At 48.5% G+C, this 13,323-nt stretch carries 11 protein-coding genes; 3 read left to right on the forward strand and 8 right to left on the reverse strand.

The annotated features are described in order from the left end of the window. Positions 1-276 precede the first annotated feature (276 nt). From KTH90_RS17045 to KTH90_RS17080, 8 genes are all read right to left on the reverse strand, one after another. Positions 277-2,298 carry an alpha-glucosidase gene (locus KTH90_RS17045; protein ID WP_238727104.1) on the reverse strand — a complete coding sequence of 674 codons (2,022 nt, stop codon included), beginning with the start codon at positions 2,296-2,298 and terminating at the stop codon, positions 277-279. Between the two features lie 102 nt (positions 2,299-2,400). Further along, a complete protein-coding gene (locus KTH90_RS17050) occupies positions 2,401-2,679 on the reverse strand; it encodes a hypothetical protein (RefSeq protein WP_238727105.1) in 279 nt (92 codons plus the stop codon). Further along, a complete protein-coding gene (locus KTH90_RS17055) occupies positions 2,648-3,784 on the reverse strand; it encodes a Gfo/Idh/MocA family protein (protein WP_238727106.1) in 1,137 nt (378 codons plus the stop codon). The genes KTH90_RS17050 and KTH90_RS17055 overlap by 32 nt, the downstream gene beginning before the upstream one ends. Positions 3,785-3,828: 44 nt before the next feature. Beyond that, on the reverse strand, positions 3,829-4,662 hold the full coding sequence (locus tag KTH90_RS17060; protein WP_158354403.1) for a sugar phosphate isomerase family: 834 nt from the start codon (positions 4,660-4,662) through the stop codon (positions 3,829-3,831). 79 nt (positions 4,663-4,741) lie between these two features. Continuing rightward, positions 4,742-5,893, reverse strand: coding sequence for an N-acetylglucosamine-6-phosphate deacetylase (locus tag KTH90_RS17065; protein ID WP_238727107.1), 1,152 nt, complete (start codon positions 5,891-5,893; stop codon positions 4,742-4,744). A 5-nt stretch (positions 5,894-5,898) separates the two neighbouring features. Then, positions 5,899-6,768, reverse strand: coding sequence for a carbohydrate ABC transporter permease (locus KTH90_RS17070; RefSeq protein ID WP_158354407.1), 870 nt, complete (start codon positions 6,766-6,768; stop codon positions 5,899-5,901). A 12-nt stretch (positions 6,769-6,780) separates the two neighbouring features. Then, the gene (locus tag KTH90_RS17075; RefSeq protein WP_238727108.1) at positions 6,781-7,650 is read right to left on the reverse strand and encodes a carbohydrate ABC transporter permease; all 870 of its coding nucleotides are present in this window, start codon (positions 7,648-7,650) and stop codon (positions 6,781-6,783) included. Between the two features lie 83 nt (positions 7,651-7,733). After that, positions 7,734-9,062, reverse strand: a complete 1,329-nt coding sequence (locus tag KTH90_RS17080; protein WP_158354411.1) for an ABC transporter substrate-binding protein — start codon at positions 9,060-9,062, stop codon at positions 7,734-7,736. A 382-nt stretch (positions 9,063-9,444) separates the two neighbouring features. Between KTH90_RS17080 and KTH90_RS17085 the strand changes: the two genes are divergently transcribed. The 3 genes from KTH90_RS17085 (at position 9,445) to KTH90_RS17095 (ending at position 13,144) form a co-directional block, all read left to right on the forward strand. After that, positions 9,445-10,110 (forward strand): DUF4867 family protein, encoded by a 666-nt coding sequence (locus tag KTH90_RS17085; RefSeq protein ID WP_238727109.1) that lies wholly within the window; start codon positions 9,445-9,447, stop codon positions 10,108-10,110. A gap of 190 nt (positions 10,111-10,300) precedes the next feature. Beyond that, a complete protein-coding gene (locus KTH90_RS17090) occupies positions 10,301-11,521 on the forward strand; it encodes an ROK family transcriptional regulator (protein WP_238727110.1) in 1,221 nt (406 codons plus the stop codon). 696 nt (positions 11,522-12,217) lie between these two features. Beyond that, on the forward strand, positions 12,218-13,144 hold the full coding sequence (locus tag KTH90_RS17095; protein ID WP_158354417.1) for an RpnC/YadD family protein: 927 nt from the start codon (positions 12,218-12,220) through the stop codon (positions 13,142-13,144). Positions 13,145-13,323: the final 179 nt, after the last annotated feature.

Below are 13,323 nucleotides of genomic sequence, written 5' to 3' on the forward strand. Positions count from 1 at the left end.
GCTTCTCCTCTTTTCTACTGGCCGCCTTTTCCGGTCTCCAGTTCGGGAAAGGCGCTGTTTGATGTTTTGGTATAATTTGATTATAAGAGATCCCTTTCCATAATTCTTTCGGGATCTTTGGAAAAACTATCGGGATAATTCGAAACATTTATCAAAAGGAAACCGACTTCTTCAAAAAGAGGGTGCCGGTCCCTGGAAGCCGGCTGGAATAGATATTCTCTACTGCCGGCATCCTGGGACAGGCACCTTTCTCTTTTCGTTTTCCGCTATCTGACGTTACTGCCGAAAGGAGCCAGTCCCCTCTCTTCCGGCGATCTGTTCAAAGAGTGGCCGGTAACCGGAGGCCTTCCGGTAGAATACGGGGATCTCCCCCATCTTTGCAGCCACCTTTATTTTCCCTTTCCGGTATTCTTTCCCGGACCACAGATGAATCCATTCATCCTCCGGCAGATATACCTCCCACTCATCCTTCGCGGATAAATACACCGGCGCCACCAGCAGATCTTCTCCCAGCAAATATTCTGTCTGTATCTGATAGGTCTTTGGATCATTTTCATAATGGAAGAACAATGGACGCTGTACCGGAATTCCCCTGGCCGCATTTTCTTCCACCAGGTTCTTCAGATATGGAGCCAATGCCACATGGATTCTCGTCAGTCTGGCGAATTCCCTCATCGCATCCTCATCGTCATAATACTGAAAGTTGGTGTCCGGCCGGTTTCCCTCATGGGTCCGCATCACCGGTGTGAAGGCGGCCATCTCCGCCCAGCGCAGGAATACTTCCTTCGTCCTGACATTCTCATAGAGGGATGTATACCCCCCGATATCGCAGTGGTGCAGCCCATTCCCTATGACCGCCGCGCTAAGAGCCGCGCAGATCACGGAGGCCAGCCCGTCGTGGATGGAAAAGTCCACACACTGATCCCCTGCCCACAACAGCGGACAGTACCTCTGGCTGCCCGTACCTCCCGCCCGCATGAAGTACACCAGTTCCGATAATTTCCCCGTTTCTTCAAGGGCCTCATAATTGCATTTCGCCCAGAGGACAGGCCAATGGTTATGTTCCACCATGGCAGATTCTCCATTAAACAGGCATACATCGGTGGGCAGGTATTCTCCGAAATCAGCCATCCACCCGGACAATCCGAATCCAATGAGGTTTTTCTTAATAATCCCTTTAAACCACTCATAAGCGTCCGGATTCGTAAAATCTACTACACCACAGTCAAATTCTCCGAAATCAACTAAATAATCACCGCCCTGACTGTCCACCGCAAAATAGCCGTTCTCTTTCCCCTCCCGGTAAAGCGGTGTGTCCTTTACCAGATATGGGTTGATATATCCCAGAAAACGGATACCCTTCTTCCCATATTCCTCTATCTTCTCCGGCAGGCATGGATACAGCTTTTCATCCCATCTCCATTCCCACTGCAGACGTTTCCCAAAGGTGGTTTCTCTTTTCCCCTCCCAGTCCTGGCACCAGATACCGGCAACCGGTATTCCCCTGTCCAGAGATTTTTCCGCCAGGTCAAACACCCGTTTCGTTCCTCCCTGCAGGCCCAGTATGGCCCCATCGTAGACCCATTCCGGAAGCCTGGGCTGCCTTCCGAAATAAGCCGTCACCTTTTCCATCAGCGACAGGAAATCATCTGCCTCTTGGATCCGGATCTGTCCCGGTATCCCCCAGAAAGACAGCTCATGATATTCTTCATGCCGGAAATCGAAGTCGGCATAGACCGTCGTATCGGCATGCAGAAAATACCTGCGGCTGGATAGATAGGTGGGCTGCGGATAATTTGTATTAAAATAATCACCGCCGGACTTGTTATCCACGTCGCACCGCCAGGTCATATAGGTATTTTTATCCCGTCCGACGCCGGGTTCCGATGACCACAGCGGAAAATGCCGACCCCGCAGATTAAAATAAGACATCTGTTCCCCACAGCCGTATACCGATTCCTCCTTCTCCCCGTTCACGCGGATCCAGAGCCGGTTCCCCGCATCCATGATTCCGGAAATATTCAAAGTAACCGTATCCAGGCCGACCTCTATTTCCACCAGAAGCCGGTCCTGAAGACGATAGCGGCACACGCCCTGTTTTGCAGTTTCTTCCCGCACGGCCTCACGAAGGGGAATCCTCTCTGTCAGATAATCTTCCATTTGAAAATTCCCCCGGTACATCTCCACAGTTTCTTCCCCTCGTCCCACATAGAAACAAGGATTTTGGGGCGATTGGGTAAGCAGAATCCGATTCCCCTGCCACACCTCAAACCCGTCTTTCTTCTCTATCAACTGCATACGAATCTCCAATCTGCTGCCCGGCGGCAGCCCAAACAGTAATGAAAGTGTACGTTCCTTTATGCCAATTCTCTTCGGCGGCACCCATGCGGCAGCCGGATGTCAGGAAAGCTTCTTCAATACCTCCTGTAAAATCTGTGTATCATTGTTTTCCACCCCGATCCGCAGATGGTTATTCCCTTTCACTCCCTTGATCAGGAATCCCGGACCCTGAACCCGGAAAAACGGGGCCTTCAGCTGGTCCATGTACAGCAGCTCTCCAAGGGGAGCCAGTGCCCGGATGAATTCTTCCCCTATCTGATTATCAAAAAAAACGTTATAACCATACCATCCTGCTTCTGCACACAATTCAAACGATTTCTCCACGTTCATGATCTTCAACTTTGTACTTCCTTCCGTCTGGTTTCCCGTCATAGGAAATTCCGTACCGTTCTTCCATCTCCTGAATCGTCACGATCCGCTGCTCCTGTGCCGATGTCTCCGCCGCCAGTGCAAGCAGTGCGCTTTTCAGTCCCGTGCTGACATCCGTAAGCGGCTGCCGTTTCTCCCGGATGCACCGGGCCAGTTCCCTTAAGGAAGGAAGGATATCCTCGCTGTGCGCTTCAAAATTATCGCGAAGATAAGTATAATGCTCCTCCCGCTTGGCTTCCCGGTCCCACACATAGAGATCATCATCCCGGATTTCCAGCCGTCCCTGATCACCCATGACCCCGATTTCCAGCGCATGCATATGTTTCTGCCCTTTTAACTCCGGACTGAACATACACAGGGACAGATTTGCCCGCATTCCGTTTTCATAATCCACTGTGACAAACGCGTGATCCAGTACATCCGTGTCCCGGTACTCCACCGAGTTATCCCCGGTAGCATAGACCCGCAGAGGTTTCGCATCTGCGATCATATTAAACAGGTCAAAGTGATGGCAGTTCTTTTCCAGCAGGGTCCCTCCGGAATAGGCTTTTTTCCGGATCCAGTCCGGGATCAGTCCCTCTTTTTTTAAGAAGGGATGACGGAACTCATGGCACCAGATCATTTTCGGACTGCCGATCTGGGGAAGGCTGTTTTTCATCTTCACAATGACATCGGCATAGCGCAGCTCATAGCCAATCTGCACGATACACTCCGGGTGTTCCCGGCAGGCCTCCAGCACATTCTTAAGCCCTTCCATCGTGGTGGCCATGGGCTTTTCCAGACGGATATGTTTTCCTGCCCGAAGACAGGCTGCCGCGATCTCTTCATGCAGATAATCCGGCGTGACGATTACAGCCAGGGAAAAATCTTCTTTTTCCAGCAGTTCCCGGTAGTCCCGATAAACCGGAACCGCTTTGCCCTTTCCCTCAAAATAATCGGCTATTCTTCTGATATTCGGTTCATAAACCTCACAGACGGCTGTGATATCATAATCCGTAAGCGGCTCCAGACAATTCCTGATCTGGGAATATCCCATCATCCCGACACCGATTACGGCTGTTTTTATCGCTTCCATAATAATATCCCCTCCTGCCGTGGTCACGGCTTATCCTATAATCTTTAACGCAGCTGTCCCACCGGCGGTTCCGCTACATAAGAAGTGATCGTAAGCCTGGCATCCGGGTGGTTCTGGAACAGGGAAGCCGGTACGCAGGAAGTCACTTTCCCGTGCAGGATCTTCCTGACTATCCCTTTCTGCCACATACGGTTCATATAAAAACGGATCTCCCTGGCCGACAGGATCTCCTTCATCCCCACGGTGATGCAGCGCGGCGGTATATAATCAATATATCCGTTGGCCGCGGTGATGGCGTTCACCGTCCGGGTTTCCCTGGTGAGGCTTAACACCCGTGTCTTATATTCCCGGAATACCTCATAAGGCACCTCCTCTTCCGGAGGTTCATTAAACGCGATATGACCGTTGATCCCAATCCCGCCGTAGGCCACATCCACGCCGCCGGCTTCCTGCATCAGCCTGAAGATCTCGTCCTCCCTCCCTGGTTTCGGAAAAATGCGCTGTTCGGCCGGAATATTTAATTCCTCCTCCATCACATCGTAAAATTCCCGGTTCATAAATCCCTCGAAGCTTAAGGGATGGGTGGGCGGAATCGGCTGGTCCTGATCATCCAGATACTCATCCATATTGAAAAACCAGACATTTTTTAAGTTCACCCTGTTTTTATTACAGAGCCACGCAAGCTTTTTATACTGTCCCACCGGACCCACCGGTACGATAAAAACGGTGTTCTTACCCGCCTGATTATTTGCTGTGATATGTTCAAACATGTCAAGCGCCATATGATAATAGATATCTTCCTCCGTATCCACGATCTTAAGCGCGATGGGGCTGCCGATCCCTAACTCCTCTTTTGTAATCTCTTCAAATGGCTTCAAATCTTTCTCCTCCCTTCTCTGTTTGAGACTGTCTTCTTTTTCCATTTTTTACTTAAATAGTTATATCTCTTCTATAAAGTTATATCTCTTCTTTTATGGTTCTGCGCAGGCGCCCTTCCCGATCCAGTATGTTAAAATGAGCTGCGCAGCCTTCCCGGATATGCCCCCGGTCTCTTAGGCCAAGCAGTTCCGCCGGCGCAGAGGAAGCCATATAGCATGCCTGCCCGATCGGGACAGCCCCAGATGCCGTCAGCTGCTCCACCATCCGGCTGATCGGCGTCACGCTCCCGGCATATACATTCTCACTCTTTAATAAGGCGATCCCATCTGTTACAGTAACCGGAACCCCATGTTCCCCGCTGCCCAGCATGAATTCCCCTTCCCCCAGGCCTGCCGCCCGGATTTCATCGGAGACGAGGCATATTTTCCGGTAACCTTTACATTTATAGATCAGCCGGAATAAAGCCGCAGGTATATGATGCCCGTCCGCTACCACCTCCGCATATAACTGGTCGTCCTCCAGGCCGATTTCCGTAAGACCGATGTGCTTCACGGCATCCTGCCTTCTGGAAATGGTGGAACTGCAGCAGTACAGATGCGTCACGCTTTTCATGCCGCCTTCCACAGCCCGGTAGATTTCTTCATCAATGGCCCCGTCATGACCGCCCGAGACCGTAATCCCATTCACTCTGCAATATTCCAGTAATAATCCGATATGGGGCACATCCGGCGATACTGTAATCAGCCGGATCCATGGTTTCATCTCATCCAGTATCCTGAAATGCTCCTCCTGTGGTCTCAGGAGATACTGCCCTGGCTGTGCTCCCTTGTTTCTTTCCGAAAGAAACGGCCCTTCCATATGGATGCCCAGTATGTCCGCGTCTGTCTTAAGCCCGCCCTCCAGCAGGTCCGCCAGTTTTTTAACCTGTTTAAGCGGAGCGGTCATCGTCGTCGCCAGAAAGGAGGTCACCCCGTTCTGGAAATGAAAACCGGCGATCCCGGCCAGCGCTTCCGCTGTCCCATCCATCGCGTCGAATCCAACTGCACCGTGATTATGTATATCTATAAAACCGGGACACAGGAATTGATGTTCCCCGTCAAGGACTTCTTCCTGAATCCTTCGGTAATGTTCCATGGTATCAATATCCTGAATCAACCCATTCCTTGTCCTGATAAAGAAATTCTCCAGAATTTCCCCATCTTCCAGTATGTTTACATGAATAATCTCCATGGTACCTAACCTTTCACCGCTCCGCTGGTCAGGCCTGATATAATCTGTTCCTGGAACAGCATGTACCCGATAATACTCGGTATAATAGCGATCACGATCGCCGCATACATCGAAACATAGTCTGTTGTGAACTGATTGGTAAAATAACGGATTCCGATCTGGATCGTCTTGGTGGCCGGCGAGGAAGTCAGCAGGTTGGCATAGACGAATTCATTCCAGCAGGTCAGGAACTGGAAGGTAGCGGCAGTCACAAGCCCTGTCTTGGTCAGCGGCAGCACGATACGCAGGAACCTCCCATAGAATCCGCAGCCATCCACATAAGCAGCCTCCTCAATCTCCTTCGGAAATGAATCCATAAACCCACGGACGATAAAGACCGACATCGGCAGCCCTATGGCCGCATACAGAATCCGAAGGGAATTCAGGGAATCCAGTAAACCCGCTCTGCTGAAAATAGTAAAATATGGTACCATCAGCGCGTTCAGCGGCACCATAACACCGGCGGAAAACATCGCGAAGATCGCTTCCTTTCCCTTGAACTGAAAACGGGAAATGGCGTAGGATGCCATGGCCGCCGCCATGATATTGATAAAAGTGGCAATCACGGAAACCGTGATGGAGTTGATAATCATCCTCCCCAGATTGGCCTGGGAAAACGCATTCACGTAATTCTGAAACTGGATCACTGCCGGCAGCGAAAACGGATTATCAAAGTATTCCGCATTTGTCTTCAGTGACGTGACAAAGAGCCAGACCAGAGGAAACAGGGTATAAATCCCGAAAAACAAGATCATAAACCATTTTACAATTTTCAGAACCGCTGTTTTCGGTGTCAGCTGCTCATGTATTTTATTTTTCTTTGCTGTTTTTACCATCTGATCCCCCTCCTACTCATCCCGGGATGAGAACATTTTCCGTATGCATACGATGACTAGAGCGCCGGTTAAGATCAGCATAACGCTGGACGCGTTGGCTCCGCCGTAATTGTTGTTGCGCATCTGGTTATACAAATAGAGCACCAGGACGGAAGTCCGGTTTGCCGGGCCGCCGTTTGTGAGCAGGTAAACCTGTTCAAACGTACGCAGGCCGAATACCGCGGCCAGGGTCACGCAGGTGGACAGCGAATATTTGATCAGTGGTATGGTGATATGGATATCCGTCTGGAACACATTGGCCCCGTCGATCCGGGCCGCTTCATAATAGGTCTGATCGATTCCCGTGATACCGGCCATCATAATCACCATGTAATACCCTATGTAAAACAATCCGTAGATCAGGACGCAGATGAATGCGGTACTTGGATTGCCCAGCCAGTTTTTCGCCTGATCCCCCAGCCCCACCGCTCTTAAGATTCCGTTCAGCAGACCGAATTCACTGTTGTAGACCGCTGACCAGAGTGTGGCGATGGCGATACCGGAGATTACCTGGGGCAGAAAGTAGACCGTTCGGAAGAACTTCCAGAACTTCGGCTTCTTCGAAAGAATCAAAGCCATCAACAATGCCAGAGGCACCTGGATAAAGCAGGCGGATAACGCCCAGATGACATTGTTCCGAAGGCTCCGCCAGAATACCTTATCGCTGAATATTTTCGCATAGTTTTGCAACCCGGCAAATCCGGCGTCTGTAATTCCATTCCAGTCAAATAAGCTCATGACGCCGACAAACAGAATTGGAAAAACAAAAAAGACGATAAACAGAAACAGCGCCGGAAGTAAAAAAAGAATAATACCCACCGTGTTTTGTCTCTTATGCTTCATAATTGACCCCCTTTATATAACCCGCCTGCAAGGCGGCACGCGGCCACCGGCAGGCGGGAAATGATGATACATCTGTTTTTCTCTTATTGGGCGCTCTTTAACAGATCGACGAAGCCCTGTTCATCCACATCACCCAATACCAGGGATTCCAAAGCGCTTGGGAATGCGTTGGCTACCGCTGTCGGCATAGCTGCGTTGAAATAGGGGATCATAAACGGTGCCGCTTTGCTCTGCTCCATAATCTCCGACTGTAACGGGTCGGTAATCTTCGTGGCATCATAGCTGATGGCAAACATGGCTCCTGAGGAATTGGACAGCTCCAGAACCCGGTCGGGATCGGTTATGTACTCTAAGAATGCTTCGGCAGCCGCCTGCTTGTTCGGATCCTCCTGTTTTCCCAGTACGATGTAAGCCAATACCGAGTTTACATATGCCCCGCCGTTTTTCCCATCTATGGATAATCCCGGGCTGATCGACAGGTTATCATAGAGCCCTTCTGCGCCTTCTGTTTTGATACGGCCGAGAATCCAGCTTCCGTTTGTATAAATGGCAGCCCTCTCATTGAAGAAATGACCGTTTACCACGCTGGCGTCCGCTCCCACAGCATCGGAGGAGGTGTAGTCAAACATTTTCTTGAGAATTTCCGCTGCCTTCACAAATGCTTCATCATCCAGTCCTTTTTCATAGACATCCGCCCCGCCGCAGGCTGCAAGCGCGTAGGAATACCAAAGCATAGAAGTCCAGGCATTATCATTGGTCATCTGCGTGACAGGGAATACGCCGCTTTCTTTTAATTTTTCACAATCCGCGAAGAAATCTTCAAAAGAAGCGGGTAATTCCGTAATCCCAGCCGCATCCATAAGTTTCTGATTATACATGAATGGAACCACGGCCATCTCGTAAGGTACGCCATAACATACGCCGCCTATTTTCGCATTGTCAATCGCACTCTCCACAAACCGGTCGGCCAGATTCCCCTCCACATAGGAAGTGGTATCCATTATTTTGCCGGATTCTGCAAACAGCGTCAGATCCGCCATACTGTCAACCGTAAAAATATCCGGTGCGGCGCCGGTGGATATCAGCGTACGGATCTTATCCCGGTAAGCGTCATAATCGGTCTGCTCCTCCACCTTCACCTCATACTGTCCTTTATACTGCTCATTAAAGCCGGCAATCATCTTGCCAAATACTTCCGCCTTGCTGTCCGTGCCCACCCAGATATTCGGAAAGTTCAAAGTGACCATTTCCCCGGAGCCGGTTCCTTCTGTCTGGGCCGGAGTTTCTTTCGTCTCTGTACCGGCTTCACTCTTCGCACCACTGTCCGCCGGTTCTTCTTTTCCCCCGCATCCTGTCAGCGAGCTAATCCCCAATACAACCGTCAACGCCAATGCCAGAAATCTTTTCTTCATAAAGCAATACCTTCCTTTCTCACCGTTTCCTTTTTCTTGATTTTCCTTTTTAATTAAATGTTTTAATTTAATAGGTAAAATTTTAGGAAAGCCATATAACATTGAACAATTCATCCCTATTTTCTCTGACAGTGCTGTACAATTCGTTATACGTTTTCCCTTACAAGCATGATTATATAGTATTTATAGACAATTGTAAATAGACATTTTCATTTTTTGTTAAATATTTTAATCAATATTCAATTCCCATGATAATTTCTCATTTTCAATTGCAAATATAGCTTGAATTTGTTATGATGAACTTAATGTTTTATCTATTGTAGATTCAATTTACCCATGTCATTTAAAATACTTAATTATTTAAAGAAAGGATCCGATGATTATGCGCTTTGAACAATTAAAAGAAAAAAATCCGGGTATTTCTTTCTATCCGGTTACGGACGCTGCATTTGAACCATACGGCCGTATCATCACAGACTATCCATTGGAAGAAGTCCTTGCGGTCATGGAAAATAAGGCGGTTCCGGAAAACGGAAATACCTATATCGCATCCGATCCCGACCTGATGAACACAGATTTCGCATCGCTTATGACCTCCCATTTTTACGCGGGAATTCCAGCCCAGATTGGCTACTGCAACGGTACGACCGACCGTTTGAACGCATTGGAATACCACAAATGCTCCGAGCTTGATATCGCAGCCACGGACCTCGTCCTGCTTTTATGCGACGCGCGTCAGATCCGGGGCAATCATCTTTCAGCCGATCAGGTCACAGCTTTTTACGTACCATGCGGTACAGCGGTGGAGCTCTACGCCACCACCCTTCACTTTGCCCCCTGCCGGGTAAATCAGGAAGGGTTTAAAAGTATCATTGTCCTGACAGCCGGAACCAACGAGCCGCTTCCTTCTCTGCCCGAAGCGCGCACGCCGGAGGACCAACTAATCTGGATGAAAAACAAATGGCTCATTGCCCATCCGGACAGCGTCCCTGCCTCCAAAGGCGCTTATGTCGGTATCGACGGGGAAAATCTGCAGATCAAATTATAATGAAAAAGAGTTTCGCTTGCGAAACTCTCCGCCTGCGGCGGGCCGCGCAAGCGGCATCTTCTTTTCCACCGCAGTGCGATCCCCGCGGAGCGTTTTTTATTTCATAGGAGCACTTTCCTATGAAATAAAATAAAGTTTCGCTTGCGAAACTCTTATAAATAAATACATTTCTATGAAGAGGGTATGTACTATGGCGGAAACAAATGGAATTAATATGCTGGATGTCAAGAAAAAGAACCGAGGTTCGATTCTCCGGCTGATTTATCAAAATGGCAGTATTTCCAGAAAGGAGATCGCCACCGCATTGGGACTTACTCCGGCAGCTATCACACTGATAACCAACGACCTGATCGAGGAAGGGCTTTTGGAAGAAAGCAGCTATGAATCCTCTAATGTCGGACGTAAAGGGCGAAAAGAAATCCTATTAGAAATACGCGGCAGAAAATTCGCGGCAATCGGCGTTTATATCAGCAAACACAAATTCCGCATTATGTGTATGGATCTGAAAAACACGATCCTGTTTGAAGACACTGTGCTAACGGCAGACTGTTATTACGATTCTGCCAAGATACTCGCAAAGCTCTGCCAAAGTGTCACCAGCCTGTTAGCGGATGATAAGATCTTAGGCGGAAGGACTCTACTGGGGATTGGTGTTTGCGTAAACGGTATCGTAAAATCCCGTCAGGGGATCAGTGTGAAATCCTACGGAATCTGGGAAGAAAATGTACCGGTGACCGGTTATCTGGAAGAAGCCCTGCAAATACCGATTGTACTCACCAACAACATCTGTGCGCTGGCCCATGGCGAAGCATTTTTATCCCGGCGGGAATATCTGGATAATATGCTCTTTGTAAAATACGGCCCCGGCGTCGGCGCGGCCAGACTGAATTACCGGCACACCACCCATGATTTCGACTATAAATCCATGGAGCTGGGCCATCTGATCGTGGAACCCGATGGTCTCGCCTGCATCTGCGGAAATCACGGCTGTCTGGAAACCATAGCCAGCTATACCTCCATAGAGCGTTCTATCTCAGAAGTCTTTTCCAAAGAAAACACCCCGATCCTCTATGAACTTCTGGATGGGAATCCCGAGAAATTCACAGTCGAAGCGCTTGTGGAAGCTTACGAGCAGAATGACCCTCCCGTTGTCAAAACCATGGAGAAGGTGATTTATTATCTGTCCCTGGCCATCAAGAACTCGATCTGTATTCTGGATCCCTCCTCCGTCATTTTATACGGTGAGCTTTTCGAGAGCGCCCGATTCCGCGAAGTGCTGAACCAGAATCTGAAGTCCTTTTCCGTCAATGAACGCGTCTCGTTCAGCCACTTTAACCTGGAGCTGGAGACGATCGGACCAGCTTATACGATCATTAACCGCTTTTTTGAGTCGGGCGGACATTTGCTTTAACTTTTGTTGAATATGCAAGGATGGGTACTTAAGGCTGGGGTTACTATGGGCTGAGTTTACTTTGGGCCGGGAGGAGAGGGAAAGGGCGTATCCGATGGGAAGCCGGCGGCAAATCTCGTGGGGCCAAATCACTTCGGCCGGACCTAAGAACGGCTAACTCCGAAGGCAGGAGAACCTCTTATTGGCAGGGCCCGGAACAAACTCGCCAAAGGGCGGCTCGGACAGTGTTCCAGGCCCTGCGAGGTTCTCCTGCCCTCTGCGTAAGCTGTTCTAAGGCCCGGCCTCAAGTGATTTGGCCCCACGAGATTTGCCGCCGGCTTCCCACCGGATACGCCCTTTCTCTCTCCTCCCTGCTTTTCGATAAGCTTTTTTTCATGTTCTTATAGGGTGTGTGATGCTGTATAGGTATGTTCTTATAGGGTGTGGTGCTGTATAGGTAGGGAGTCAGGCTGTCTGTTGGAATAATTTAATAGAATCCTATTTATTAATCGCTGGAAATAGTGATTTTATATTTCTTTTATAAAATTTTAATCTTTATTCTATTGCAATTTATTAAGAAATCTTTCATTATTGATAGATATAAAAGTTTATTTCCTATATTTATTTATTTTCTTATGAGGCAATTCTGCCGAGTGTTTTCCCTGTTTGAGTTGGAGAATTTTAATTTTAAAGATGCCGAAAAGGAGGTTTTTGTCTATGTCTGATTATGCGGAACCTGTTAAGGCCTATAAGGACCGTATGTTTATCCATCTGTTTTCTGAACGTAATCGGCTGCTCCAGCTGTATAATGCTGTTTGCGGAACTGATTATGACAACTCGGAAGAGCTTCAGGTAAATACCCTGGAGAATGTGCTGTACATGAATATGAAAAATGATGTGTCATTTTTGATGTGTCAGGAAGAACTGTCGCTGTATGAGCATCAGAGCACCTATAATCCGAATATGCCCCTGCGGGGTCTTCTGTACATAGCCAGGTTGTATGAAAAGCTAACGAAAGGCACAGGATTATATGCGACCAAACAAATACGCCTGCCTAATCCTCAGTATGTAATATTTTATAATGGCCTGGCAAAAATGCCGCGGGAGTCTGTTTTGAAATTATCGGATGCGTATATAAAGAAGGCAGGGGAACCGGAACTGGAATTAAGGGTACGGATGATTAATATTAATTATAATGAGAATCCGGAATTTCTGCAAAAGTGTCCGGCACTTTTGGATTATAGTTATTTCGTGGAGTTGGTTCGGTCTTATCAGCAGAGTTTTCCATTGCAGGAAGCGATCCGCCGGGCTATAATTAAAAGTAAAGAGGAGAACGTGCTGAAGGATTATCTGGAGGAACATGGTTCGGAGGTGGAAAATATGCTGATGACGGAATACAGCCGGGAACTGGATATCGAAGTGAACCGGAGTGAGGCGAAAGAGGAAGGGAAGATTGAAGGGAAAAAGGAAGGGAAAAGGGAAGCCCTTTTGTTATTACTGGAGGGGGATTCCCTGACAACTCAGCTGGCTGATAAAATCAAGGAGGAAGAGGATCCGTCTGTTTTGGACGGCTGGCTGAAGGCGGCGAAGAAAGCATCGTCACTGCGTGAATTTGTGGAGTTGGCCGGATTAAACGATCCTTGAATATAACACGTAGACAGGCTTATTAAGACAAAAGGGACTATAAACAAAACCATTCTTATAATTCATAAGGGCTATCTGGAAATAGAATTTGCATACCGGATGTTGATGGGTAACTGCAGTCATGTTCCATATTTGGTATGACTTATTTATTTCACGATGGTCCCTTTTATATAGGACTT

It is taken from the genome of Diplocloster modestus, assembly GCF_019042245.1.
In the GTDB taxonomy this organism is placed as follows: Bacteria; Bacillota; Clostridia; order Lachnospirales; family Lachnospiraceae; genus Diplocloster; species Diplocloster modestus.